This is a genomic window from Acinetobacter portensis (assembly GCF_023158935.1).
Taxonomy (GTDB): Bacteria; Pseudomonadota; Gammaproteobacteria; order Pseudomonadales; family Moraxellaceae; genus Acinetobacter; species Acinetobacter faecalis.
The window spans coordinates 1,428,099-1,453,218 of record NZ_CP096120.1 but is presented as its reverse complement, the minus strand read 5'-3'; the positions used below and the strand labels follow the sequence as shown (position 1 = coordinate 1,453,218).

Below are 25,120 nucleotides of genomic sequence, written 5' to 3'. Positions count from 1 at the left end.
TGTTGCTATAAAAGCAAAATTGCCCTGAAATTGTTCTAATCTAAAGAGATATAGCGGATAGAGAAACTAATGTAAATAGTGGTTGCACAATTATGGTGCATGTGTCGTTATATGCTTATTTTTATGGCTGTATTTTGGTGCGACATGTAAAGAGTAGGCTTTATAACTATTTTTCTCTTTAGAAAAGACATACAATATGCGCATTCTAGTGGAGCGCAGATTCATGAAATCCCCCAAAGTCGGTTTTGTTTCTTTAGGTTGTCCTAAGGCATTGGTAGATTCCGAACGAATTTTAACTCAGTTGAAGACTGAAGGTTATGATGTAGCGTCAGATTATGACGGTGCGGATTTAGTTGTTGTAAATACCTGTGGTTTTATTGAATCTGCAGTACAAGAGTCTTTAGACGCAATTGGCGAAGCCATGAGCGCAAATGGTCGTGTTATTGTGACGGGCTGTTTAGGTAAAGACGAAGACAAAATTCGCCAAATGCATCCAAATGTATTGAAAGTGACAGGTGCGGCGGCATATCAAGAAGTGATGGAAGCTGTGCACGAATATGTGCCTGAGCCACCAAAACACAATCCATTTATTGATTTAGTTCCAGAGCAAGGTATTCGTCTTACGCCAAAACATTATGCTTATTTGAAAATTTCAGAAGGCTGCAACCATCGTTGTACGTTCTGTATTATTCCAAGTATGCGTGGTGATTTGGTTTCTCGTCCTGTTGGTTCTGTATTAAGCGAAGCACAAGCATTGAAAAATGCAGGTGTAAAAGAAGTATTAGTTATCTCCCAAGATACTTCAGCTTATGGTTTAGATACTAAATACAAACTAGATTTCTGGAATGGTCAGCCTGTTAAGACTAAATTCTTCGACATGTGTGAAGCTTTAGGTCGGTTGGGTATTTGGGTTCGTTTACATTATGTATACCCATATCCACACGTAGATGCTGTTATTGATTTAATGGCACAAGGTAAAATTTTGCCTTACTTGGATATTCCATTCCAACATGCAAGTCCAAAAATATTGAAGCTTATGAAGCGACCTGCTCATAGTGAAAATACTTTAGATCGTTTAAAAGTTTGGCGTGAAAAATGCCCTGATCTTGTTCTTCGTTCAACATTTGTTGTGGGCTTCCCAGGTGAAACTGAAGAAGATTTCCAAATGTTATTGGATTGGTTGAAAGTAGCACAATTAGATCGAGTGGGGTGCTTTACCTATTCACCTGTAGAAGGTGCAACGGCAAACGACTTACCAGATCACGTGCCTGAAGAAATCAAACAAGAGCGTTATGAGCGTTTCATGCAAGTTCAGCAAGAAATTTCAGCAGCTAAACTTCAAAAACGTATTGGTCAAACTATGACTGTACTTGTAGATGATTTGGAAGAAGAATTCCCAGTTGCTGTCGCGCGTTCTTATGCCGATGCACCTGAAATTGATGGTAATGTGTTCGTTGAAGATATCGACAAATCACAAATCAAAGCAGGTGATTTACTTGAAGTCGAAATTACAGATGCAGACGAATACGATTTGTTTGCTAAATTGATTCGCGTCAAATCTGCTTAAAAGTTAAATATATAAAAAATAGTTTGTAGAGAATTGGAGCTTTTTATGATGTTGGATTCAAAAAAACCACGTTATGAACGTATCTTATTAAAGCTATCAGGTGAAGCACTTGCTGGTAATAAAGATATGGGTATCGATGCACAAGTGCTCGATCAAATGTCATTATCAATTGCTCACTTGGTTGGTTTAGGTGTGCAAGTTGGTATTGTTGTTGGTGGTGGTAATTTATACCGTGGTAGCCAATTGCAAAAAGATGGTTTAGTTGGTCGTGTAACTGGCGATCAAATGGGTATGCTTGCAACTGTAATGAATGGTTTAGCATTACGTGATGCATTGGTACGCCGTAACATCAAAACACGTTTAATGTCTGCTTTGCCAATTGGTGCTGTTGTTGAACAGTATTCAAGCCGTGATGCAATTCGTCATTTAACACAAGGCGAAGTATGTGTATTTGTTGCGGGTACGGGTAATCCGTTCTTTACAACAGATACAGCTGCATGTTTACGTGGTATTGAGATTGAAGCCAATTTAATCTTGAAAGCGACAAAAGTTGATGGCGTATATAACAAAGATCCAAGTAAATACGAAGATGCAGTTAAATACGACGCTTTAACATTTGACCAAGTGTTAGATGAGAAACTAGGTGTGATGGATTTAACAGCAATTTGCTTATGTCGTGATCATAATGTACCACTTCAAGTGTTCGATATGAATAAATCTGGTTCTCTACTCTCGGTTGTAATGGGCGAAAAAGAAGGTACTCACGTTACTAACTAATGTACGTGAGCCTGAAAGCTCTTTATACTACAAGCTATTTTTAAATTACATCTTTGAAGAATTTAGTAAGGAAGATCATATGATTAACGATCTTAAAAAAGACGGCGAACAACGCATGCATAAGACGCTTGAGTCTTTAGAACAAGGTTTCGCTAAAGTGCGTACAGGTCGCGCGCATCCATCAATTCTAAATGGTGTAATGGTGCCTTATTATGGTTCAGACGTACCTTTGAACCAAGTTGCTAATGTGGGTGTGGAAGATTCACGTACATTATTGGTTCAACCATTTGAACGTACAATGGTTTCAGCAATTGATAAAGCAATCCGTGAATCTGACTTGGGCTTAAACCCAATTACAGCAGATGCGATTCGTGTACCACTTCCAGCATTAACTGCAGAAACACGTAAAGACATGCAGAAAGTTGCACGTGCAGAAGCTGAACATGCAAAAGTTGCTCTACGTAACATTCGTCGTGATATTTTGGGTGATGTAAAAGCATTGTTGAAAGAAAAAGAAATTTCTGAAGATGATGAGCGCCGTGCGGGTGATGACGTTCAAAAAATGACAGATAAATTCGTAGCAGAAGTAGATTCACGCTTAGCTGCGAAAGAAGCAGAATTAATGAAGGTCTAATTAAATGACCCTAGTTGAAGACTGTTTATATCTTCCGAAACATGTTGCCGTCATTATGGACGGCAACAATCGTTTTGCAAAAAAAAATCAATTGGATACAGGTAGTGGACACCGTGAAGGTAAAAATGTCCTAGACCCAATTGTTGAGCATTGCCGTAAAAGAAATATTAAGGCACTCACCGTTTTTGCTTTTTCGAGTGAAAATTGGAACCGTCCTCAATTTGAGGTGGATTTACTCATGCAGTTGTTGGAAGACACAATTCTTGAGCAAATACCTCGGATGGAGGAATTCAACATTGCATTACGTTTTATAGGAGATCGCTCTCGTTTATCTCCAAAATTGCGTGACCTTATGTTGCAAGCTGAAGAAAGGACTGCTAAGTTCGACAGTATGACTTTAACTATTGCGATTAGTTATGGTGGTATGTGGGATATGGCGCAAGCTGCAAAGCAGATTGCCTTAGATGTTCAAAATGAAAAATTAAAAATAAATGACATTGATGCAGACCTATTTGGTCAGTATGTGAGTTTAAGTGATTTGCCTGCGGTGGATTTACTCATTCGCACAGGCGGTGATTATCGTTTATCTAATTTCTTATTGTGGCAAGCAGCATATGCTGAATTGTATTTCACCAAAACATTATGGCCTGAATTTACTGTCGAAGAGTTTGATCTCGCGATTGCTGAATTTGTAAGTCGTGAACGTCGTTTTGGTAAAACATCAGAGCAAGTTAAACAAAAGAATATTGAGAATTAATACATGTTAGAGCGGATTATTACCGCATTAGTTTTGGTTGCTGTGGTTTTGAGTTGTATGTTTGCAACGCAATCACACTATCCAATGCTTATGCTGATGATTGTTGCTGCTGGGGTTGCTGGGTATGAGTGGTTTAAGCTTATGCCAAAGCGCTCAGTAAATGTAATTAAACCACTTGCTTGGGGCTTTGGTATTGTTACAGCAGCACTTTCGACTCTTGCTCTCTACTACAGTGAAATTGCACTGTTGCTATGGATAGCATCAATTTTTATTTGGATATTAAGCATTTATTGGGTGAAGTCTTATCCTGAGTATGATGGCTGGTATAATTTTTCATTAAATTTTATTGGTTTTGTACTCATTTCTGCTGCAGTTACCGCAATTTTCTCGGTATGGGATAGCTCACCTTGGTGGCTCATGTACCTCTTCTTATTGGTATGGGGTGCAGATAGTGGTGCATATTTTGTAGGGCGTAAATTAGGTAAGCGTAAACTTGCACCGCATGTTAGTCCAAATAAATCTATTGAAGGTTTATTTGGTGGTGTATTTGTTTCAGCTGTAATTATTATTGTGGTTGAAGCAGTTTATTTAGATTTGACGATTGCACAACACATTCTATTTTTAATTCTTTCAATCATTACTGTATTTAGTTCGGTATTGGGTGATTTGTTAGAGTCTATGATTAAACGCCGAGCAGGTATTAAAGATTCAGGTCGAATTTTACCGGGTCATGGTGGTGTGTTAGATCGTATTGACTCTTTACTTGCTGCTGCACCAGTATTTGCAGTAGGTATGTATGTTTTAAAACTTATTGGCGTAGATTTATAAATGTCTCAAACTGTTTGTATATTAGGTGTTACAGGTTCAATTGGTCAAAGTACGTTAAAAATACTCGAACAGCATCCAGATCAATATTCAGTTTTTGCTGTTACAGCGTACAGCCGAATTGATGAACTTGTTCAAATATGCAAACAGTTTAGTCCAAAAGTTGTGGTTGTACCTTCGCAAAAAGTTGATGAATTAAAACAAAAATTAAATGCTCAAAAGCTAAATCATATTGAAATTTTAGCAGATGAAGCGGGTCTAGTTGCTGTTGCGGAACATTCATCTGTAGATGTAGTGATGGCTGCAATTGTTGGCGCTGCAGGTTTAATGCCAACTTTAGCTGCTGTAAAAGCAGGTAAGCGTGTGTTGCTTGCAAATAAAGAAGCATTGGTGATGTCGGGTGATATCATGATGCAAACAGCACGTGAATCTAATGCTTTACTTTTACCTGTGGATTCTGAACACAATGCTATTTTTCAAAGTTTACCGCCAAACTATTTGCAAGCTGAGCGTAATGGAAAACCCAAGCAGGGGGTTTCTCAAATTCTACTCACCGCTTCAGGTGGACCTTTTTTAAATCATACAATTGAACAGTTAGAAGCGGTAACACCTGCACAAGCATGTAAGCATCCAAATTGGTCTATGGGGCAAAAAATATCTGTAGATTCTGCAACCTTAATGAATAAAGGGTTGGAGCTTATTGAAGCATGTCATTTATTTGCGATAGAAGAACAATTTGTTACAGTTGTAATTCATCCACAAAGTATTATTCATTCATTGGTTCAGTATGTGGATGGTTCAACTTTGGCACAAATGGGTAATCCTGATATGTGTACGCCTATTGCTCATGCTTTAGCATGGCCAGAGCGTATTCAGACACATGTGCCACCACTGAATTTATTTGTGAATAATCAGTTGAATTTTCAAGAACCAGATATAAGTCGTTTTCCTGCGCTAAATTTGGCAAGACAAGCGATGAAGGTTGGTGGTCTTGCCCCCACTATTTTAAATGCAGCAAATGAGATAGCTGTGGCTGCATTTTTGAAAAATAAAATAAAATTTACTGAAATACATCAAATTGTAGATCGGACATTAAATAGCATTGCAAATGCGCCAGCAGAATCAATTGAAACAATTTTACAAATTGATCAAAAAGCTCGTATAGTTGCTGAGCAGTTTGTAATTGGTCATTAACGGGGTAGTAAAATGAGTGTTATTTTTATCATTATTGCAGCCATTTTATTACTTGGACCTTTAATTGCGATTCATGAATTTGGTCATTATTTTGTCGCACGAAAGTTAGGCGTTAAAGTTCTAGTTTACTCAATTGGTTTTGGCCCAACACTTCTAAAGTGGACATCTAAAAAATCGGGTATTCAATACCAATTATCTGCATTGCCTTTAGGTGGCTACGTCAAAATGTTAGATGAGCGCGAGGGTAATGTTGCAGAAGAAGATTTGCCTAAAGCTTTTAATAGACAAAGTCCATGGAAAAGAATTGCAATTGTTGCTGCTGGACCGCTTATTAATTTAGCTTTTGCTGTTGTTTTATTTTGGATTTTATTTCTTCCATCTCAAGAACAGTTAAATACTCGAGTTGGTAGTGTTGTACCAAATTCACCTGCTGCAACAGTACAAATGCAAGTGGGTGATAAAATTACTGCAATTGATGGTATATCGGTTTCTTCATGGGAGAAACTTAACTTTGCACTTGTTGATCGTGTAGGTGAAACGGGTGTTATTAGTATCGATGCAGAGCGTGCAGGACAAGTTCAGAATTTCAAACTTCCAATTGAGCATTTTTTAAAAGATCAAAGTCAATCGCCGTTAGATGCTTTGGGCTTTACACCATATCGCCCACATATTGCGGCGGTTATTACGAAATTGAGTGATGATGGTGCTGCAATTCGTCAAGGTATGAAAGTTGGCGACAAGATTGTTGCAATTGATAGCGTAAAAATGAATGATTGGTTTGATGTTGTGCGAGTTGTACAAGCATCACCAGAAAAATTACTAAAAATTGATGTATTAAGACAGAATAAATTGGTACAACTTGAGGTAATGCCTCAGGGTAAACGGGATAACATGGGGAATTTTTCTGGTGTGCTTGGTGTACAAAGTGATCCAGGAAAGGTTACAGTACCTGCTGAATATAAACAAACGATTCAATATTCGCCTATAGAAGCGCTGACCATGGCTGTTGATAAAACAGGTCAGATTTCAGGGATGATTTTAAACTCGATTGTTAAAATGGTTCGTGGTTTAATTGGTTTAGATAACTTATCTGGTCCAATTACCATTGCGAAAGTTGCTGGACAGAGTGCTGAAATGGGGTGGCAAACGTTCATTTCATTTATGGCACTTATGAGTGTAAGCCTTGGTATATTAAATTTATTACCAATTCCTATGCTTGATGGTGGACATTTAGTTTATTATTTTATAGAACTAATCCGTGGAAAACCGGTTTCTGAACAAATACAAATAGTTGGTTTGAAAATTGGTATGGTATTGCTAGGGAGCATGATGCTCTTGGCGTTATTTAACGACTTTATGCGTTTATAAAACGTAGATGATATAAATTAACATTGGAAAATACTGGCATGCATCACAAAAACCTCTTTATGCCTTTAGCACTGATTAGTGCGATGGCTTCAGCACAACAAGTATATGCAGCAAATGATTTTGTCGTTCGTGATATAAAAATAGATGGACTTGTTCGCTTATTGCCAGCCAATGTTTATGGCTTGATTCCTGTAAGCAGCGGAGATCGTGCAAGTGACGCTGTTATTGCAGACTCAATTCGTGCCTTATATGCATCTGGGCTATTCGATGATATTAAAGCTTCAAATGAAAATGATGTGCTTGTTTATCGTGTTGTAGAACGCCCAATTATTTCTAAAGTAGAATTTAAAGGCAATAAACTCATTCCAAAAGAAGCTTTGCAAGAAGGCTTAAAGAAGATGGGTGTTGCAGAGGGCGAAGTTCTTAAAAAATCTGCAATTCAAACGCTTGAATCAGAACTTGCACAGCAATACATGCAGCAAGGTCGCTATGAAGCAACTGTAAAAGTGATTAGCACGCCACGTCCAAATAACCGTGTAGATTTAACGGTAGAATTTGCTGAAGGTAAAGCGGCTAAAGTTGTAGATATCAACCTTATTGGTAATACAGTATTTAAAGATAGTGACATTAAGCAAGCATTTGCAATTAAAGAAAGCGGCTGGAGTTCGATTGTTACTCGTAACGATCGCTATGCACGTGAAAAAATGGCAGCAAGCTTAGAATCTCTTCGTGCTTTATATTTAAACAAAGGTTATATCAACTTTAATATCAACAATTCTAATTTAAATATTAGTGAAGATAAGAAAAATATCTTTGTTGAAGTTTCTGTTGATGAAGGTGATCAATTCAAATTTGCTGAAACTAAATTCTTAGGTGATGCACTTTATTCTACTGATGAATTAAAAACGCTACAAATCTATAAAGATGGTGATATTTACTCACAAGAAAAAGTAAATAACGTTAAGCAGTTACTATTACGTAAATATGGTAATGCTGGTTACTACTATGCAGAAGTTAACGTTGTACCTGAAATTGATAATGAATCAAAACAAGTAGGCTTAAACTACTATATCAATCCAGGTCAAAAAGTAACTGTGCGTCGTATTAACTTCACAGGTAACTCAAAAACTGATGATCAGGTATTACGTCGTGAAATGCGTCAAATGGAAGGTGCATTAGCAAGTAATGAAAAAATTGATTTATCTAAAGTACGTTTAGAGCGTACTGGTTATTTCAAAACTGTTGATGTAAAACCTGAGCGTGTACCAGGTTCACCTGACCAAGTCGATTTAAACGTTGCTGTTGAAGAACAACATTCAGGTACAAGTACACTGGCTGTTGGTTTCTCTCAAAGTGGTGGTATGACTTACCAAGCTGGTTTAAGTCAAACAAACTTCTTTGGTACAGGTAATAGTGTTGCAATTGATTTATCTCGTTCGCAAACACAAGATTATTACAACCTGAGTGTTACAGATCCGTACTTCACTATTGATGGTGTGCGTCGTGGTTATAACATGTACTACCGTAAAACTAAGCTAGATGATGATTACAACGTTAATAACTATGTAACAGATAGTTTTGGTGGAGGTTTAACTTTTGGTTATCCAATTGATGAAAACCAAAGCGTAAGTATGGGTTTAAACATTGATAATACAGAAGTGACTACAGGCGCTTATGTATCGACCTATATTCGTGATTATTTGTTAGCAAATGGTGGTAAACCGACAGGTTGGAGTACGACTTGTCCTAGGGAAACTCCAGGATGTTCTGCGACGGAGTTTCAAGGTGATTTCTTAACATTCAACTTAAACTTAGGTTGGTCGTATAACACATTAAACCGCCCGCTTTTTCCAACATCAGGTACTTCACATCGTGTGAATGCTGAAATTGCGGTTCCAGGTAGTGACGTTGAATACCAAAAATTAACTTATGATGCTCAAGCTTTCTACCCTTTAGGTAAGGATTTTGTCATCCGTGGCTATGGTAAGTTAGGTTATGGTAATGATTTACCATTCTATAAAAACTTCTATGCAGGTGGTTATGGTTCAGTTCGTGGTTATGACAATAGTACTCTAGGGCCGAAATACCCAAGTGTTAATAACTCATCAACTAATTACAAAAATGAAGAAGAGGTTGGTGGTAATGCTCTAGTCCAGTTTGGTACTGAGCTTGCGTTGCCTGTTCCATTTAAAGGGGATTGGGCACGCCAATTTAGACCTGTTATTTTTGCTGAAGGCGCACAAGTTTTTGATACACAATGTGATGTCCCTCAGTCAGCAGATGATAAAAAATTCTGTAAAGATAACAATGGTTTTGATATGGGTAATATGCGTTATAGCGTAGGTGTTGGCTTTACATGGATTACGATGATTGGCCCATTATCACTTAGCTATGCATTCCCGTTGAATGATAAACCAGGTGATGAAACGAAGAATATTCAATTTGAAATTGGTCGTACTTTCTAAGTACGGCTAGTCTCCTTATATTAATTAGGATTTTATAAAATGAAAAAAGTATTATTAGCATTGGCTACTGGTTTAGCTTTTACAGCAGTACAAGCGGCAGATTACGGTATTGTTGATATTGATAAAGTTGTTCAAGGTAGTGCTTATTTAAAGCAACAGCAAAGTGCTTTACAACAATCAATTAAGCCACAAACAACCCAAATTGAACAACTTCAGAAAGATTTAGCAGGTATTCAGCAAAAAGGGAATGCTGCTAAAAGCCAAGCTGAAGTTGATAAACTGAAAAAAGACTTTGATACAAAAGCTGCTCAAGTTAATACGTTGCAACAGCAAGTTCAGTCTAAAGTGCAAACTACAATGCAGGCAACAAACACAGCATTTGAAACTCGTGTAAAAACTGCTGCTGAACAATTACGTAAAGAAAATAAATTAGATTTGGTTTTAAATAAAAATTCAGTACTTGCATCTGATTCAAGTGCCGATTTAACTGATAAAATCATTCAAAAGGTTAATGCAATTAAATAATTTATGAATCATCAATTTTATCGCTTAGATGCTCTTGCTAAGCAAGTACAAGCGAAGTTTTTTGGGCAAGCCGATCTTGAATTATTGGGTTTGGCTAGCCTTGAAAAGGCCAATGAAAAGCAACTTGCATTCGTAAATGGTGAGAAATACATCAATCAGGCGAAAGAGTCTAAAGCTGGGGCACTTATTGTGACTCAGGAATATAAAGACCTGCTTGAGGGATATCACTCTAATTTCTTAGTTGTCGATAGCCCATATCTTGCCTTTGCGATACTTACGCATGTATTTGAGCGTAAACAAATTGAGCGTGGTATTGAAAATACTGCGCAGATTCATCCATCAGCAATTGTTTCAGAAACAGCATATATTGGTCATTATGTTGTGATTGGTGAAAATTGTGTTGTTGGAGATGACTCAATTATCAATTCTCATGTGAAAATTGATGATTTTGTTGAAGTAGGTAAAAATTGTTTTATTGATTCTCATGTAACTTTAACAGGTGCATGTAAAATTGGTCATCGTGTTCGTATTCATGCAAATACGGTAGTTGGTGGAGAAGGTTTTGGCTTTGCTCCATATCAAGGAAAATGGCATCGAATTGTACAATTAGGTTCAGTTATTGTTGGTGATGATGTTCGCATTGGATCAAATTGTAGTATTGATCGGGGTGCTTTAGATGACACTATTTTAGAAAATGGTGTGATTATTGATAACCTTGTGCAAGTTGCTCACAATGTAAAAATTGGTGCAAATACGGCAATTGCTGCAAAATGTGGTATTGCTGGAAGTACAACAATTGGCAAAAACTGTGTCCTTGCAGGCGCTGTTGGTATTGTTGGTCACATTAATATAACCGATAATGTGACAATCACTGGAATGTCAATGGTGACAAATAATATTTCTAAGGCAGGTACATATTCTTCAGGTACTGCGCTTATGGAAACAAATGCTTGGAAAAAAGCCGCTGTTCGCTTTAAACAATTAGCAGATGTGCCATTGACCCAACTGGTCAAACGACTTGATCATATGCAATCACAAATTGAATCCCTTGAATCAACATTTAAATTGCGTAAATAATTATGATGACAGAGTCTAATACTACAACATTCACGATCCCGACATTACCAATGAACATTAATGTAATTCGTGAATATCTACCACACAGATATCCTTTTTTACTTGTCGATCGTGTGACAGAAATTACTGAAAACTCAATTGTTGGCTATAAAAATGTCACAATTAATGAAGAGTTTTTTCAAGGGCATTTTCCTGAATATCCAATTATGCCAGGTGTGCTGATTGTTGAAGCGCTCGCACAAGTTTCAGGTGTTTTAGGCTTTGTAATGAATGGCGAGAAGCCAAAACCAGGTTCTTTGTTCCTATTTGCTGGTGCAGAAAAAGTAAGATTTAAAAAACAGGTGGTTGCAGGTGACCAACTTGTATTAAAATCTGAATTAGTAATGCAAAAACGTGGCATTTACAAGTATCATTGTACTGCTTCGGTTGACGGCATTGTTGCTGCAGCTGCAGAAATCATTATTTCACACCAAAGAACAGGGTAGGCATGAGTAATAACGAATTTATTCACCCAACGGCTATTATTGATCCATCCGCTGAAATTGCAGCAGATGTGCAAATAGGACCATATTGTATTATTGGCCCTAAAGTTAGCATTGGCTCAGGCACAAAGCTACACTCACACGTTGTTGTTGGTGGATATACTCGTATTGGAAAAAATAATGAAATTTTTCAATTCGCAAGTATTGGAGAAGTTTGCCAAGATTTAAAATATGCTGGCGAAGAAACTTGGCTAGAAATTGGCGATCATAATACGATTCGTGAGCATTGCAGCTTGCATCGTGGCACGGTACAAGATAATAGCCTAACAAAAGTTGGTAGCCATAATTTACTTATGGTGAATACTCACATTGCGCATGATTGTGTAGTGGGTAATAACAATATTTTTGCGAATAATGTAGGTGTTGCAGGACATGTGCATGTTGGTGATTTTGTTGTAATTGGTGGTAACTCTGGTATTCATCAGTTTTGTAAAATCGATTCTTATAGCATGGTTGGCGGTGCATCATTAATTCTTAAAGATGTTCCTGCTTATGTTATGGTTTCGGGAAATCCTGCGCATGCATCAGCAATGAATGTTGAGGGAATGCGTCGTAAAGGATGGTCGAAGGAAGTGATTCAAGGACTTCGTGAGGCATTTAAACTGATTTATAAAACAGGTTTAACCACAACAGAAGCTGTTGATAAAATTCGTAATGAAATTCTACCAACCGTACCTGAGGTTCAGCGTTTAATTGATTCTGTTGAGCAATCTAAGCGTGGTATTGTTCGTTAAGAAATTTGTTTAAAAATAAAAAAGACACCAAATGGTGTCTTTTTTATTACTTAAGAAAACCTGCTTCTTCGGATTTTGGATACTTAGATAAAATTTGAGTTTTGTATTTATTCGCTAAAGCTGTGTTTTTATCAACATTAAGCGCAATGCTATGAAGTCGATATAATGCACTAGAAGCTTTTGATGAGTTTGGATATTTGTTTGCAACAATCTCAAAGTTCTTTTTAGCTTCAGTATAATTTGCAGGATCAATCCCTAAATTAAATTCTGCTAACCAAAAATATGCATTACTAATATAAATGCTATTTGGGTGGGTCTTTACAAATGCCTGCATTGGCGCAATTGCTTTTTTAGCACCGCCTTGTTTATAGGCTTCTAATGCAACGGTATACGCAGTTTTATCAGCACTAGAGGTTGTCACATTATTGGAATTAGGTGTAACTACCTTAGCTTGTACTGGGTGGATTATCCTGTTGGTTATCCTCCTCTGGCTTTGTAACAGAATCCGGATCAACTTTTTCTTGAAGTAGTTCTAATCGTTGGTCTAAATCTGTATAACGATTTTGTAAATCGTGTTTTAATTGTGCAATTTCGTTATCTTGTTCTTCCATTTTTCCACGTAAACTACGTAACTCATTTTCTAAACGATCTGCTTTTTGCATAAGTTGCCAATTTACGTTCATTGGCGTTGTAGCAGTATTATCATTAGGTGAATTTGATACATTAATTGCAGGAGCTGTTGCTGCTACATAATTTCCAGCATCCTGACTTAGTCCACGAGATTCAATAGGAATTGCATAAAGTGGAGCAGAGCAGAGCAATGTTATTGTAAATAGAGTATGCTTTTTTAGCATAATATGATGTCCATTTTAGATTGCAGTATTGGTTAAAACACATAACCAAAGATTTATTTGATAGAGATATTTAAAACGTCTGTACAGTGAATTGCAATATGCTTTTACAAAGTTACGTTATTTAAGCGATATTGAGTTTAGCGAAGAATATTGAAGATAAAGTGAATAAATAATTATTTTGTTTTATTAATAATCAATTGGATGAATCATTGCTGAAAATTAACTTTGCATGCTTGCAAGTTCATTAAAAATCTCTATACTCTGTCCTTGCAATGGTAGCCCTGCCGGTTACTTCGCAATTGTTCTCTGTGAACCCCGCCAGGACCGGAAGGTAGCAACGGTAACAGAATAATGATGTGCCGAAGTCTTGCTGGTAGGGTTGCCACCAGTTTTATAATAAAAATATTTAATTTTCTCTATTTATCTAAACTTTCAGTTCTATTTTATTCAAAATCATTTGGCTTTCTGCTAATTGCTTTAATAATTGCATCCATTTCAAACCCTCGATACATCAAAAATCGTATTTGCTTGGCTTTGATTTTTGGATCTTTACTTACGTCTGTTCCGTATTTTTTAACTTTTAGTTCGTATGCTTGTTGAACCCAATTTGTTTCTTTTAATTCATCTGCAATTAGCGAAGCATCAATTTTTTTATTTTTAAGCTTCATTTTAATTTGATTGGGACCTTTGCCTTTACGCTTTTGGCTTGAAAGCATAATTTCAGCAACACGCTGGTCGCTTTGGTAGTTTTCTTTAGATAGCTCATCTACAAGTTTTAGAACTTCATCTCTATTGTCTGCATATAGCGCTAGTTTCTCGATGAGTTCAGCTTTCGAGTATTCTTTACGGGTAAGTACAGCAAATGCATAAGAACGCAAGCGAGAGCCTGTTAAGCCTGGTTTTTTAGTTTCTTGAGTGGAGTGGTCAAAAAGACGCTCTTCAGGATTAAAAACCAAAGCAGAAGTTGTAGATGATGTTTGAGCTTTATCTTCATCATCACCAAATTGCTGTTTTAAGGTTTCATAATCGAGCAGTTTGTTAAACTTTGCGTCTGACATGATTTTCCCAGTTGAATACATTGCTAAAAGTTATATAAACATAATAACAAAACGCCCCGAAGGGCGCTCTGTATTGATTCTTAAAATGATATAAATGCTGAATTAAGCATCTAAAAGATCAGGTTCTTGCTCATCTGTATCTTCTACAACAGTACCTAGTGTAAGAAGTTGATCGCGAACTAATTTTTCAATTGTTGCGGCTAATTCTTTATGTTCTTCTAAGTAGCGAATAGTGTTGTTTTTACCTTGACCAATTTTGTCGCCTTGATATGAATACCAAGCACCTGCTTTTTGAACAATTTCTTGTTGAACAGCAAGGTCGATAAGTTCACCAAGATGGTTTACGCCTTTACCATAAAGAATTTGGAATAATGCTTCACGGAAAGGAGGAGCCATTTTGTTCTTAACAACTTTAACTTTTGTTTCAGAACCAACAATTTCATCACCTTCTTTTACTTGACCAACACGACGGATATCAAGACGTACAGAAGCATAGAATTTTAGTGCGTTACCACCAGTTGTTGTTTCTGGGCTACCAAACATTACACCAATTTTCATACGAATTTGGTTAATGAAGATCACCATACAGTTAGAACGCTTTGCATTACCTGTAATTTTACGTAGCGCTTGGCTCATTAAACGCGCTTGTAGACCCATGTGAGAGTCGCCCATTTCGCCTTCAATTTCCGCACGAGGAGTAAGTGCAGCTACAGAATCGACAACGATCATGTCGATTGCGCCAGAGCGAACAAGCATATCTGCAATTTCAAGCGCTTGTTCACCGTTATCTGGTTGAGAAACAAGTAAATTGTCGATATCTACGCCAAGTTTACGTGCATATTGCGGATCAAGTGCATGTTCTGCATCGATGAAAGCACATGTACCACCAGCTTTTTGACATTCAGCAATCGCTTGTAATGTCATTGTTGTTTTACCTGAAGATTCTGGACCGTAGATTTCTACGATACGACCTTTAGGTAAGCCGCCAATACCAAGTGCGATATCAAGAGTCAAAGAACCTGTTGAGATTGCTTCTACAGCTTGTACAGCATTATCACCCAAACGCATAATTGTGTTCTTACCAAATTGTTTTTCAATTTGGCTAAGTGCAGCATTCAGCGCTTTACCTTTATTCTCATCCATCTTATAACCTCAATACGATGTCACTAAACAATATACTCAAGTGGATGTATTTCATTAAATCGATTTCCACCTGACTATAGTGACAGAAAGTTTACTTATGTTCTATTGAAATCATACTGTGTACGACACAATATGACGCATCTATCAATCATCATGATAAGACCAAGATTGGTCGAATTGTTGATCATTTTCTTGTTTGAACTTGCTGATATCCCTACGGTCTTTTTTACTTGGTCGGTGATCAGGTCGAGCTAGATTATGCATCTTTCTTTGGGTGTTAATCAAATCTCTACGTGCAATACTTACTTCTGTTTCTTCATAAAGTAATTGTGCAACTGGTGCAGGGCCACGAACATCAGAAAGTGCTTTTACAATTACAGATTTTTTTTCTATTCCTTGCTGAATGGTGAGTTCCATTCCAACACGAATTTCACGAGATACTTTTACGCGCTCACCATTTTGGTGGACTTTACCACCTTCAATTGCGTGTTTAGCAATAGAGCGTGTTTTAAAGAAACGAGCAGCCCAAAGCCATTTATCAACACGCATGCCGACAGCATCTGGTGCTAGATTCGATTTACGCATATTTTTCACGTTCCTCGGCTTGTTCTAAGTGTTCAATTAAGTCAGTTAAATTATTTAACATAGGATATGCAAATTCCGTGCGTGGTGCATTATCGGAAGATGGTTGTGCAATGCTAAATAAATTTTTAATACCGAATTTTTTTGCACCACTTAGCACTTTTTCAGTGTCATCTATAAAATAACTTGTTTCAGCGTCAAATGGATGCTGTTTAGCTAGTATTTCCCAAAACTGGATAAATTCTTTGGCGTGACCAATGGTTTCAGAGCTTACAATTACATCAAAATATTTTGCGAGATGTGTTTTTTCTAATTTAAATTTTAAGCCTGCTGCATCGGCATTGGTGGCTAACCAAATAGGATAATCATTATCTTTTAAATAATTGAGAAGTTCTAAACAGCCTTCACGTTTTTTGACTTTATCTTTATATTCTATTTGCATAGCTAAAACATCCACACCAACTTTTGCTGTCCAAAAGCGTGAAGAGTACCAATTTAGCGTATGATTATGTTCTTGGTAAAAATCATAAAGCGTATTTTTACTTTGTTCTATTGTGCATTGATGCGTTTCTGCATAACGAATAGGTAATAGGTGATTCCAAATAAAATCATCATAAGCAAGGTCGAGTAAAGTTCCGTCCATGTCGAAAATGATTGTTGGTTTTTTAGAGTGATTTGACATATTTAAAGGTAATCTATGTTTAAGCCTACAACAGCACCGCAAGACAGTTTGACTTTGCAGCTTGTTCCCATTCTGACACAAGCGTGTGAAATTTTGCGAGAAGAATATCAACAATATTGTGCTGGTTTGGCTTTTAATATAGAGAAAAAACAAGATGAATCCCCTGTAACACAGGCAGATTATCGTGTGAACAGTTTTTTGACATCTGCATTGGCTGAAATATCAACTTTGCCTTTGCTTTCGGAAGAAGGTGATCATTTAACACGACAAAATTGGCAAAAGTTTTGGATGTTAGATCCGCTAGATGGTACGAAGGAGTTTTTACATAAACGTCCTGAATTCACCATTAATTTAAGTTTGATTGAAGGTGAACACACGACTTTTGCGGTACTTGCGATTCCTTGTGGAGATATTTTGTATATTGCGCCTGAAGAAGGTTTGCCACTTAAATACGAAATAGAAACTCACCAATGGTCAATTTATTCAAAGAGTGATGATGACTCGAAAATTAAAATTGGCTTAAGTCAAAGTAGTCAAAAAAAGCCAAAATATGAGCAATATTTACAAGCAATGTCTGAGTTAACCGAGTATTCGGAATTTAAAGCAGGAAGTGCTTATAAGTTTTGCATGATACTTGAAGATAAAGTTAATATTTACCCAAGATTTCATCCTACCTGTGAATGGGATACGAGTGCGGGGCAGTGTTTGCTTGAGCGTATTGGTGGTGGATTGGTTAATCTTCAAGGAAAATCATTTCTATATAATCAAAGAGATACATTGTTAAATGGTGGGTTTATTGCATATAAGAATGAATATATGAAAAATCTAGCACTTCAAGCACTAGAACTTATGGCTAGTAAGCATTGAGCAAATATTCCTTCATGCTATAGTGGAGTAAATATTTGCAATGTTTTTATTATGGCATTAGATCTTCTTCCGACAAGCATGTTAAGGGCAATTGATTTGTTGCCCGATACCAATGTGCCTGTAACTTTGTTTACACGTCATTCAATTCGAGAAGAAGCTGCTGGTAAAGGCTTGGCAGGATACGACCTGCAATTGACCAATCAGGGGCGGGACTTAGCTGAAGCTTGGGGCAGTTATTTAATAGATAATACGGATCGATCAATTCAGCATTGTATTTCTAGCCCAATTCAGCGTTGCATTGATACTGCTGCATTAATGATTCAAGGCGCAGATGATACGGGTCAAATATCACATACACATCATATTGAAATTATAGAACAAGGTTTATTGGTAGAACCGGGAAGCTTTGTTTTAGATATTAAGCAAGCAGGGCCATATTTTAAAGAGCAAGGTGCATTGGGCTTTATTAATAGCTTTGTGAATAATGCTTTACCGGGAATGAAAAAGCCAATTAATGGTGCGGTAGATGTCTTGGAGCTTATTTACAATACGCATCCTGAACAAAGAAATGGATTAAGTTTGGCTGTGAGTCATGACACAATTTTAGCTGCAATTTTGGCGGTAATATCTGGGCGTTCTGTAGTAACCAAAGAAGATTGGCCGAAAATGATGGAAGGCTTATTTGTTTGGTTTGAGGGCGATGTATTTTTAGAGTCTAAGCTGAAATGGATTTGGCGCGGGGAAATACATGAGCTTGATATTCGTGATTTTGAAACAAGAAATGAGCTAATTCATTTGTAATTTTAAAACCAGTTACTCAAAAGAATAACTGGTTTTTTTATATTAGATTTTTGCTTTTAATCGATTTTCAAATTTTAATAAGTTGATTGTGAAACCATCATCATTTAAAGGCCAAACATACGTATTTACAGGAATACTTTGTTGGTGCATACGATTGTATTTATCGGCAGCGATGAGTGTTGCAATGTCGTGATCTGGAATTGTGTAGGCGTAAACAACATCTTTAGGGTATTTGGTGCGTGAATAAAACTCCTCTTCGGTTTCGCCTTCGTGCAGGGCAAAGATTCGCTCTATAGCGGGTAAGTAAACCCCATAACCTAACCATGAGTCTACACCTTGAGAGGCTTGAATTTCTGCCGTACCTTTCATGTTGGAAATGACTTTTCCTATAATGTCAGTTACGCCTTTTGAATTAAAATATTCAATGTATTGATTTTCTGTTTCTTGGAATTTTTCGAGCGTTGGTAGAAATTTATTAATCATTGTGTTGTCCCAATTTAAGAAATACTGCTTATATGGTGTATAACGACTAAAAAATAATACCATAATTTTATTATGGGATTGTTTTATTCATAGGAATAATTTTTATACGAATTATTTGGAAATATGAGTGGTATTTATAAATCAACAGACATAAAAAAAGCCCTAAAAGGGCTTTTTTTACTGCAACAAATTAGTTAGCTAATGCTTTAACTTGTGCGTTTAAACGGCTCTTATGACGAGCAGCTTTGTTTTTATGGATGATACCTTTATCAGCCATACGGTCGATCACAGGTACAGCAGTTTTGTACGCTTCAGATGCAACAGCATAGTCGCCAGCAGCAATAGCAGCTACTGTACGTTTGATGTAAGTACGAACCATAGAACGCAAGCTTGCGTTGTGTTTACGTGCTTTAACGTTTTGACGAGCACGTTTTTTAGCTTGAGCAGAGTTTGCCACTCGTGCACTCCTTGAATTAGATTGGTCTGGGCGGGCTGAAATTGCATCTGAAAACCATCTCCAGAAGAATGATCACCAGCCCGTAAACAAGTGCCATATTTTGATTAAATAATGCAGTTAAGTCAAGTCTTGACTTGGTTTGACTACATTTTAGATGAAGAAAAATGGCAAATAAAGCATTATATTAAGGAATATTAAATAGGTTTGCTTTTAAAATGATCAACTCTATAAAAAGTGCAATCGTCATAGGTGCAACAGGTTTGGTGGGAAAGCGTTTGCTTTATCTGCTCAATGAATCGAAAAGATGTGACAAAATAACAGCAATTGTTCGCAGTGAAAATGAAGAGCTAAAAAAATTAAAAAAAGTGCATCAAATTGTGTTGAACGACTTTTTTTTACTCAATAGAGTAAATATTGAAGAATATACACATGCATTTAGTTGCTTAGGTACCACAATTAAAAAGGCAGGTTCTAAAGAGAACTTTTATCAAATTGATTTCGAAATGAATGCACATTTTGCAAAATTATTTCAAAATACTGAAACTCACTATTTGCTCATTAGTGCTTTGGGTGCAAATGCTCAATCCAAATTTTTTTATAACCAAGTGAAAGGTCAATTGGAGCAATATATTCAAAGTTTAGCGCTTTCAAAAGTTTCAATTATTCAGCCTTCATTATTATTGGGGCATCGAGATGAACAGCGAACTTTGGAAGATTTCACTCAAAAGTTATATTTAAAATTTTCGCATTTAGTTCCAAATACTTTTAAATATAAACCCGTAACATCGGAACAGGTGGCTTATACTATGGTCGAGGCTGCGTGTTATCAGACCGAAAAATTAAAAATTTATGATAATTTAGCGATACATCAAATTAAATAAAAGGGTATTGCTGTGTCAAATGTAGCATTCGTAACTTGTGATTTATTGGATGATCATCCTGACTTAGACATTCAAGTGGTGATTCCATCTTTAGATGGTAAGTTTTTTAAAAGTTATGGTGCGCGAAAAACATTTGGAGGCGAAGTGGTCACAGTCAAATGTTTTGAAGATAACTCTCGTGTAAAAGAGTTGCTGGCAACAGATGGAACAGGCAAGGTTTTAGTTGTAGATGGTGGGGCATCTATGCGCTGTGCCTTAATTGGCGATATGATTGCAGAGTCTGCTGTAAAAAATCATTGGAATGGTGTGATTATTTATGGTTGTGTACGTGATGTAGATGCAATTGCTGAGCTTGATTTAGGTGTACATGCTTTGGCAGCTATTCCACAAAAGAGTAACCGTAAAGGTGTAGGTGAAGTTGAGATTGAAATTTCTTTTGGAAATGTAAGCTTCAATTCAGGTGACTTTGTGTATGCAGATAATAATGGAATTGTTGTATCTAAAACAAAGCTAGTTGATCTTTAATTTACAGGTTTAGACATTTGCCTAGTTATACTTAATTCAGAATTTTAAATGACGAACTTCAATAGTTCGTCATTTTTTATGTCTATTGAGGGAGTTATAAATAAGTCGCTTAAATGTATTTAGCGGAATAAGATATAAAGCAGTGTGCTGTATGAAGTTTGAGTTGAAATGCTAAATAAAATTGCCGATTTTTTCAAAAGTGATAAAGAAACACCTGAGCAGATTTTTCTAAAAGAAAATCATATTGAATATAATACCGAGCAGGGCTTTGTTATAGATGGTGTCATCATCAATGAATGGTCGGAACGCTTAGAATATTTGTCGAATCGTAGATTGAAAAAATTTGATGATCTCAAAGCACTTTATGATGCAGGCATGATTATTAATGAAAAGATAGACTTGGAAATTGCATCTCAAAATTTTGTTGCGCGTTTAGGGAATACACAAAAAAATTTAACTGAGTTTAAACAGATGGTTAAATTACTCAATGAATATTATCGAAACTTTTTAAGAGATAAAAAGTAAGTGCATCTAAATGTTGCTAAAAAGGCTTATAGAAATATGAGCCTTTTTATTAAGCTTTGTCTATAAAAATTCATCTAAAGCAAAAAAGCATCGTGTTAAGATATGCCCACGTTGTTTAACTTAAAAAGTCAGATAAATGTTCCAACAAGAAATAGCTCAACTCAATTTGCAACGCCTTAAAATAGGTGAAAAACGCTGGATAGGTAATTTACAAGGTTCTGCTGCAGCATTACTTTTCAAAGAAATCAGCAAGCAAAATAAGCAACTATTTATTCTTGTCGCACGTAATAATCAGCATTTGGGGCAACTTGAAAGCGAACTCGAGTTTTATGGCATAAAACCGACTATTTTCCCAGATTGGGAAATTTTGCCATATGACCGTTTATCTCCACATCAAGATATTGTGTCAGAGCGTTTATCTATTTTATCGAATATGCCTACGCAGGGCATTTTACTTATTTCGGCAACAACTTTAGCGCAACGTGTTGCACCAACCACATGGGTTTTAGGTGAACATTTTGATATTAAAATTGGGCAAAAGTTTGACTTAGAAAAACAAAAAATAAGACTTATTCAAGCAGGTTATCACCTTGTAGATACCGTATATGATCATGGTGAATTTGCTGTTCGTGGAAGCATTATGGATATATATGCTTCGGGGCAGAATGCACCCATTCGTATAGATTTGTTTGATGATGAAATTGAAAGTCTAAAATTCTTTGATCCTGAAACACAGCGTACAACAGAAGCATTAAAAGAATTTATAGTTTTACCTGCAAAAGAATTTCCGCTTAAGGAAGGTCGTTCGATATTTAGAGATCGTTATGCAGAGGCTTTCCCATCTGCTAATCCAAAACGAAATCCAATTTATCAAGATGCTTTAGAGGGAATTGCATCGCCAGGTTTGGAATATTATTTCCCATTGTTTTTTGAACAAAAAGACATGGAAAGCCAAAGTACACTGTTATCTTACTTACCAAAGAATGGCATTGTCATTACAGATTTGTATTTAGATGATGAATTAACCAATTATTGGAAAGATATTTTTCGTCGTTATGAAGATCGTCGTCACAATGCAGATCAGCCAATTTTGCCACCTGACCAATTATTTTTACAGCCAAATCAGGTGTTAGAGCAAATTAATAGTTTTGGTCGTATTGTTGCATCGGAAGAAGTATTTGATGAAAAAGCAGGCGTTACCAATTTAAATACAGAAATTCCACCTCGTTTAGCTGTAGATCCTAAACAAGAAAAGCCTTTTGCTGCGGTAAAAAAATATGTAGATGATGCAACTTATCCTGTCTTAATTGTGGCGGAAAGTGCAGGTCGACGTGAAACGCTAAAAGATGCATTGCGTGCATCTTTGGGGGATATTCCAAATGTAGATACGTTTGAACAATTTCAGACATCGTTGCAGTCTATTGCAATTACAAGTGCACCTTTAGATCGTGGTTTGGTAATTTCAGGACAACTCAGCGTTATTTCTGAAAATCAATTGTATGAACATCGTGTTGTTCAACGTCGTCGTAAACGTCAGCAAGAGGTTTCTGAAGAGTTCTTGGTTCGAAGTTTAACTGAACTAAGTATTGGCGCACCTGTGGTTCATATCGATTATGGCGTAGGGCGTTATGCAGGTTTAATTACCTTAAGTATTGATGATCAAGATCATGAGTTTTTACAGCTCGATTATGCTGATGCTGCCAAAGTTTATGTGCCTGTAACTAATTTGCATTTAATTAGTCGTTATAGTGGTGGTGACCCAGACTTAGCGCCTTTACATAAGTTAGGTACAGATGCATGGTCAAAAGCCAAACGTAAAGCTCTAGAACAAATTCATGATGTTGCTGCAGAGCTTTTACATATTCAAGCACGTCGTCAATCTAAACCTGGTTTTGGTTTTGAACGTGATGAAAAGCTTTATATGCAATTTGCCTCAGGCTTTGCCTATGAAGAAACGCTAGATCAAGCAAATGCGATTGAAGCGACGCTTTATGATATGCAACTTGCCAAGCCAATGGATCGATTGGTGTGTGGTGATGTTGGCTTTGGTAAAACAGAGGTGGCAATGCGTGCTGCTTTTGTCGCAGTTCAAAACAATAAGCAAGTTGCGGTGCTTGTTCCAACCACGTTACTAGCACAACAGCATTATGAATCTTTTAAAGATCGTTTTGCAGATTGGCCTGTACGCATAGAAGTGCTTTCACGTTTTGGTTCAACAAAAACACATAACAAAACCATTGAAGATTTAGCCGATGGCAAAGTTGATATTGTGATTGGTACGCACAAAATATTGCAGGAAAACATTCAATTTAAAAACTTAGGTTTAATGATTGTTGATGAGGAACATCGTTTTGGTGTACGTGATAAAGAACGTATTAAAGCCATGCGTGCCGATGTTGATATGCTGACTTTAACGGCTACACCAATTCCACGAACCTTAAATATGGCATTTAGTGGAATGCGTGATTTATCTATTATTGCAACGCCACCTGCGAGACGTTTGGCAGTAAAAACTTTTGTGCAAGAACATACAGGCGATTCTGTTAAAGAAGCGATTTTACGTGAATTATTACGTGGCGGTCAGGTGTATTTCTTACATAACGAAGTAGATACCATTGAACGTACAGCAGAAAATATTCGTGATTTAGTGCCAGAAGCACGTGTGGCTGTGGCACATGGTCAAATGCGTGAACGAGAACTTGAGCAAGTGATGCAACAGTTCTATCACAAAGAATATAACGTACTTGTTTGTTCAACTATTATTGAAACAGGAATTGATGTTCCAAGTGCCAATACCATTATTATTGAACGTGCAGATAAACTTGGTTTGGCGCAATTACATCAACTTCGTGGTCGTGTAGGGCGTTCGCATCATCAAGCTTATGCATATTTGCTAGTACCATCAATTAAAGGTCTTAAAGGTGATGCAGAGAAACGCTTAGACGCAATTCAGCGTGCATCAACCTTAGGTGCAGGCTTTATGCTTGCAACGGAAGATTTAGAAATTCGTGGTGCAGGTGAATTACTTGGTGAACAACAAAGTGGTTCTATGCAAGCTATTGGTTATAGCTTGTATATGGAAATGCTTGAAAAGGCGACTAAAGCCATTCAAAAAGGTAAAACGCCAAACTTTGATGCGCCATTGTCATTAACTGCTGAAATTAATCTGCATATGCCTGCTCTAATACCAGATGATTATTTGGGAGATGTGCATCAACGCTTGTTGTTCTATAAGCGCATTAGTAATACAGATACACAAGAAAAACTCGATAATATTCGTATGGAATTAATTGATCGCTTTGGTATTCCGCCACAATCGGTTAAGCAATTATTTGCTGTGCATCAAATACGTTTAAAAGCTGAAACTTTGGGTATTACAAAAGTAGATATTGGTGGTAATGGTGGACATATCGAGTTTTCTCCAGACACACCTGTACAGGCTATGAGTATTATTCAAATGATGCAAAAGCAACCTACTTATTACAGAATGGATGGTGGGCAGCGTTTGAAAGTCATGGTAATGCTTGAAGATTACACAAAACGCTTACAGTTTATAAATGATCTTTTGAATCATTTAATTGCTGGGCTAAAAGCATCTTAATACGTTAAAGATAAAAATGTCATCGGTCATAAAATTTGTATTATTTTCAATAGATACTTGTATTTTTAGAGATAAAATATTAAATATGAATATATGACCGAGTTCAAAACAAATGAACTGATATTTGTATTGAAACACGCTATATAGAATATTCACACCCATTGGGATGTGATAGTATTAACCATCATTCTAATTT

General features: G+C 36.7%; 24 protein-coding genes, 1 other RNA gene and 1 pseudogene. 19 read left to right on the top strand and 7 right to left on the bottom strand.

Annotation, left to right across the window (positions count from 1 at the left end; all coding sequences use genetic code 11):
* Window positions 1-223: 223 nt before the first annotated feature.
* From rimO to lpxA, 12 genes are all read left to right on the top strand, one after another.
* Window positions 224-1,567 carry a 30S ribosomal protein S12 methylthiotransferase RimO gene (gene rimO, locus MZO21_RS07250; protein WP_154772930.1) on the top strand — a complete coding sequence of 448 codons (1,344 nt, stop codon included), beginning with the start codon at window positions 224-226 and terminating at the stop codon, window positions 1,565-1,567.
* A gap of 48 nt (window positions 1,568-1,615) precedes the next feature.
* The gene (gene pyrH / locus MZO21_RS07245; protein ID WP_154772943.1) at window positions 1,616-2,344 is read left to right on the top strand and encodes a UMP kinase; all 729 of its coding nucleotides are present in this window, start codon (window positions 1,616-1,618) and stop codon (window positions 2,342-2,344) included.
* A 79-nt stretch (window positions 2,345-2,423) separates the two neighbouring features.
* Window positions 2,424-2,978, top strand: a complete 555-nt coding sequence (gene frr, locus MZO21_RS07240; protein WP_154772929.1) for a ribosome recycling factor — start codon at window positions 2,424-2,426, stop codon at window positions 2,976-2,978.
* Between the two features lie 4 nt (window positions 2,979-2,982).
* Window positions 2,983-3,735 (top strand): polyprenyl diphosphate synthase, encoded by a 753-nt coding sequence (gene uppS / locus MZO21_RS07235; RefSeq protein ID WP_248102657.1) that lies wholly within the window; start codon window positions 2,983-2,985, stop codon window positions 3,733-3,735.
* Between the two features lie 3 nt (window positions 3,736-3,738).
* Window positions 3,739-4,563: a phosphatidate cytidylyltransferase gene (locus MZO21_RS07230; protein ID WP_248102654.1), complete on the top strand. Its 825-nt coding sequence runs from the start codon at window positions 3,739-3,741 to the stop codon at window positions 4,561-4,563.
* Window positions 4,564-5,754, top strand: coding sequence for a 1-deoxy-D-xylulose-5-phosphate reductoisomerase (gene ispC, locus MZO21_RS07225; RefSeq protein ID WP_248102651.1), 1,191 nt, complete (start codon window positions 4,564-4,566; stop codon window positions 5,752-5,754). It begins immediately after the preceding gene.
* Between the two features lie 12 nt (window positions 5,755-5,766).
* Complete coding sequence (gene rseP, locus MZO21_RS07220; protein WP_154772925.1) at window positions 5,767-7,122, top strand: RIP metalloprotease RseP; 1,356 nt, start codon at window positions 5,767-5,769, stop codon at window positions 7,120-7,122.
* Between the two features lie 38 nt (window positions 7,123-7,160).
* The gene (gene bamA / locus MZO21_RS07215) at window positions 7,161-9,587 is read left to right on the top strand and encodes an outer membrane protein assembly factor BamA (RefSeq protein ID WP_248102648.1); all 2,427 of its coding nucleotides are present in this window, start codon (window positions 7,161-7,163) and stop codon (window positions 9,585-9,587) included.
* Between the two features lie 39 nt (window positions 9,588-9,626).
* On the top strand, window positions 9,627-10,112 hold the full coding sequence (locus MZO21_RS07210) for an OmpH family outer membrane protein (protein WP_248102645.1): 486 nt from the start codon (window positions 9,627-9,629) through the stop codon (window positions 10,110-10,112).
* A 3-nt stretch (window positions 10,113-10,115) separates the two neighbouring features.
* Entirely contained in the window at window positions 10,116-11,189 is a 1,074-nt protein-coding gene (gene lpxD, locus MZO21_RS07205; RefSeq protein ID WP_248102642.1) for a UDP-3-O-(3-hydroxymyristoyl)glucosamine N-acyltransferase, read from the top strand.
* Between the two features lie 5 nt (window positions 11,190-11,194).
* Complete coding sequence (gene fabZ / locus MZO21_RS07200) at window positions 11,195-11,674, top strand: 3-hydroxyacyl-ACP dehydratase FabZ (RefSeq protein WP_248102663.1); 480 nt, start codon at window positions 11,195-11,197, stop codon at window positions 11,672-11,674.
* A gap of 2 nt (window positions 11,675-11,676) precedes the next feature.
* Window positions 11,677-12,465, top strand: coding sequence for an acyl-ACP--UDP-N-acetylglucosamine O-acyltransferase (gene lpxA / locus MZO21_RS07195; RefSeq protein WP_248102639.1), 789 nt, complete (start codon window positions 11,677-11,679; stop codon window positions 12,463-12,465).
* Between the two features lie 46 nt (window positions 12,466-12,511).
* Here the strand turns inward: lpxA and MZO21_RS07190 are convergent.
* Window positions 12,512-13,322, bottom strand: a pseudogene (locus tag MZO21_RS07190) (YbgF trimerization domain-containing protein).
* 279 nt (window positions 13,323-13,601) lie between these two features.
* Between MZO21_RS07190 and ffs the strand changes: the two are divergent.
* Window positions 13,602-13,698: signal recognition particle sRNA small type (gene ffs / locus MZO21_RS07185), an RNA gene on the top strand.
* 64 nt (window positions 13,699-13,762) lie between these two features.
* Here ffs and MZO21_RS07180 read toward each other — a convergent pair.
* The 4 genes from MZO21_RS07180 to MZO21_RS07165 all read right to left on the bottom strand — a co-directional run bounded on the left by MZO21_RS07180 (window position 13,763) and on the right by MZO21_RS07165 (window position 16,784).
* Window positions 13,763-14,377 carry a regulatory protein RecX gene (locus tag MZO21_RS07180; protein ID WP_248102636.1) on the bottom strand — a complete coding sequence of 205 codons (615 nt, stop codon included), beginning with the start codon at window positions 14,375-14,377 and terminating at the stop codon, window positions 13,763-13,765.
* Window positions 14,378-14,479: 102 nt separating this feature from the next.
* The gene (gene recA / locus MZO21_RS07175) at window positions 14,480-15,520 is read right to left on the bottom strand and encodes a recombinase RecA (protein WP_248102633.1); all 1,041 of its coding nucleotides are present in this window, start codon (window positions 15,518-15,520) and stop codon (window positions 14,480-14,482) included.
* Window positions 15,521-15,664: 144 nt separating this feature from the next.
* Window positions 15,665-16,105: an RNA-binding S4 domain-containing protein gene (locus MZO21_RS07170; protein WP_154772918.1), complete on the bottom strand. Its 441-nt coding sequence runs from the start codon at window positions 16,103-16,105 to the stop codon at window positions 15,665-15,667.
* Window positions 16,098-16,784: an HAD-IA family hydrolase gene (locus MZO21_RS07165; protein WP_248102630.1), complete on the bottom strand. Its 687-nt coding sequence runs from the start codon at window positions 16,782-16,784 to the stop codon at window positions 16,098-16,100. Before MZO21_RS07165 ends, MZO21_RS07170 begins: the two co-directional genes overlap by 8 nt.
* A gap of 15 nt (window positions 16,785-16,799) precedes the next feature.
* Between MZO21_RS07165 and MZO21_RS07160 the strand changes: the two genes are divergently transcribed.
* Entirely contained in the window at window positions 16,800-17,651 is an 852-nt protein-coding gene (locus MZO21_RS07160; protein ID WP_248102627.1) for a 3'(2'),5'-bisphosphate nucleotidase CysQ family protein, read from the top strand.
* Window positions 17,652-17,702: 51 nt separating this feature from the next.
* Complete coding sequence (locus MZO21_RS07155; protein WP_154772915.1) at window positions 17,703-18,452, top strand: histidine phosphatase family protein; 750 nt, start codon at window positions 17,703-17,705, stop codon at window positions 18,450-18,452.
* Between the two features lie 42 nt (window positions 18,453-18,494).
* Here MZO21_RS07155 and MZO21_RS07150 read toward each other — a convergent pair whose 3' ends face one another.
* Both MZO21_RS07150 and rpsT read right to left on the bottom strand, forming a co-directional pair.
* On the bottom strand, window positions 18,495-18,935 hold the full coding sequence (locus MZO21_RS07150) for a hypothetical protein (RefSeq protein WP_154772914.1): 441 nt from the start codon (window positions 18,933-18,935) through the stop codon (window positions 18,495-18,497).
* A gap of 190 nt (window positions 18,936-19,125) precedes the next feature.
* Window positions 19,126-19,392 (bottom strand): 30S ribosomal protein S20, encoded by a 267-nt coding sequence (rpsT, locus tag MZO21_RS07145; RefSeq protein ID WP_004696602.1) that lies wholly within the window; start codon window positions 19,390-19,392, stop codon window positions 19,126-19,128.
* Between the two features lie 215 nt (window positions 19,393-19,607).
* Here rpsT and MZO21_RS07140 point away from each other — a divergent pair, with 215 nt between their 5' ends.
* The 4 genes from MZO21_RS07140 to mfd all read left to right on the top strand — a co-directional run bounded on the left by MZO21_RS07140 (window position 19,608) and on the right by mfd (window position 24,924).
* The gene (locus MZO21_RS07140) at window positions 19,608-20,273 is read left to right on the top strand and encodes a nucleoside-diphosphate sugar epimerase (protein ID WP_248102624.1); all 666 of its coding nucleotides are present in this window, start codon (window positions 19,608-19,610) and stop codon (window positions 20,271-20,273) included.
* A 12-nt stretch (window positions 20,274-20,285) separates the two neighbouring features.
* Window positions 20,286-20,798 (top strand): ribonuclease E activity regulator RraA, encoded by a 513-nt coding sequence (rraA, locus tag MZO21_RS07135; protein ID WP_248102621.1) that lies wholly within the window; start codon window positions 20,286-20,288, stop codon window positions 20,796-20,798.
* Window positions 20,799-20,966: 168 nt separating this feature from the next.
* Window positions 20,967-21,323, top strand: a complete 357-nt coding sequence (locus MZO21_RS07130) for a hypothetical protein (protein WP_248102618.1) — start codon at window positions 20,967-20,969, stop codon at window positions 21,321-21,323.
* Window positions 21,324-21,459: 136 nt separating this feature from the next.
* A complete protein-coding gene (gene mfd, locus MZO21_RS07125; protein ID WP_248102615.1) occupies window positions 21,460-24,924 on the top strand; it encodes a transcription-repair coupling factor in 3,465 nt (1,154 codons plus the stop codon).
* Window positions 24,925-25,120: the final 196 nt, after the last annotated feature.

Bases quoted from the DNA above. Each gene is read 5' to 3' on its own strand.
- MZO21_RS07160 (WP_248102627.1), top strand. From the start codon at position 16,800: ATGTTTAAGCCTACAACAGCACCGCAAGACAGTTTGACTTTGCAGCTT.
- lpxD (WP_248102642.1), top strand. From the start codon at position 10,116: ATGAATCATCAATTTTATCGCTTAGATGCTCTTGCTAAGCAAGTACAA.
- MZO21_RS07140 (WP_248102624.1), top strand. From the start codon at position 19,608: ATGATCAACTCTATAAAAAGTGCAATCGTCATAGGTGCAACAGGTTTG.
- frr (WP_154772929.1), top strand. From the start codon at position 2,424: ATGATTAACGATCTTAAAAAAGACGGCGAACAACGCATGCATAAGACG.
- bamA (WP_248102648.1), top strand. From the start codon at position 7,161: ATGCATCACAAAAACCTCTTTATGCCTTTAGCACTGATTAGTGCGATG.
- fabZ (WP_248102663.1), top strand. From the start codon at position 11,195: ATGACAGAGTCTAATACTACAACATTCACGATCCCGACATTACCAATG.
- MZO21_RS07130 (WP_248102618.1), top strand. From the start codon at position 20,967: ATGCTAAATAAAATTGCCGATTTTTTCAAAAGTGATAAAGAAACACCT.
- pyrH (WP_154772943.1), top strand. From the start codon at position 1,616: ATGTTGGATTCAAAAAAACCACGTTATGAACGTATCTTATTAAAGCTA.
- MZO21_RS07165 (WP_248102630.1), bottom strand. From the start codon at position 16,784: ATGTCAAATCACTCTAAAAAACCAACAATCATTTTCGACATGGACGGA.
- MZO21_RS07230 (WP_248102654.1), top strand. From the start codon at position 3,739: ATGTTAGAGCGGATTATTACCGCATTAGTTTTGGTTGCTGTGGTTTTG.
- recA (WP_248102633.1), bottom strand. From the start codon at position 15,520: ATGGATGAGAATAAAGGTAAAGCGCTGAATGCTGCACTTAGCCAAATT.
- mfd (WP_248102615.1), top strand. From the start codon at position 21,460: ATGTTCCAACAAGAAATAGCTCAACTCAATTTGCAACGCCTTAAAATA.
- uppS (WP_248102657.1), top strand. From the start codon at position 2,983: ATGACCCTAGTTGAAGACTGTTTATATCTTCCGAAACATGTTGCCGTC.
- MZO21_RS07170 (WP_154772918.1), bottom strand. From the start codon at position 16,105: ATGCGTAAATCGAATCTAGCACCAGATGCTGTCGGCATGCGTGTTGAT.
- ispC (WP_248102651.1), top strand. From the start codon at position 4,564: ATGTCTCAAACTGTTTGTATATTAGGTGTTACAGGTTCAATTGGTCAA.
- MZO21_RS07180 (WP_248102636.1), bottom strand. From the start codon at position 14,377: ATGTCAGACGCAAAGTTTAACAAACTGCTCGATTATGAAACCTTAAAA.
- lpxA (WP_248102639.1), top strand. From the start codon at position 11,677: ATGAGTAATAACGAATTTATTCACCCAACGGCTATTATTGATCCATCC.
- MZO21_RS07155 (WP_154772915.1), top strand. From the start codon at position 17,703: ATGGCATTAGATCTTCTTCCGACAAGCATGTTAAGGGCAATTGATTTG.
- MZO21_RS07210 (WP_248102645.1), top strand. From the start codon at position 9,627: ATGAAAAAAGTATTATTAGCATTGGCTACTGGTTTAGCTTTTACAGCA.
- rseP (WP_154772925.1), top strand. From the start codon at position 5,767: ATGAGTGTTATTTTTATCATTATTGCAGCCATTTTATTACTTGGACCT.
- MZO21_RS07150 (WP_154772914.1), bottom strand. From the start codon at position 18,935: ATGATTAATAAATTTCTACCAACGCTCGAAAAATTCCAAGAAACAGAA.
- rimO (WP_154772930.1), top strand. From the start codon at position 224: ATGAAATCCCCCAAAGTCGGTTTTGTTTCTTTAGGTTGTCCTAAGGCA.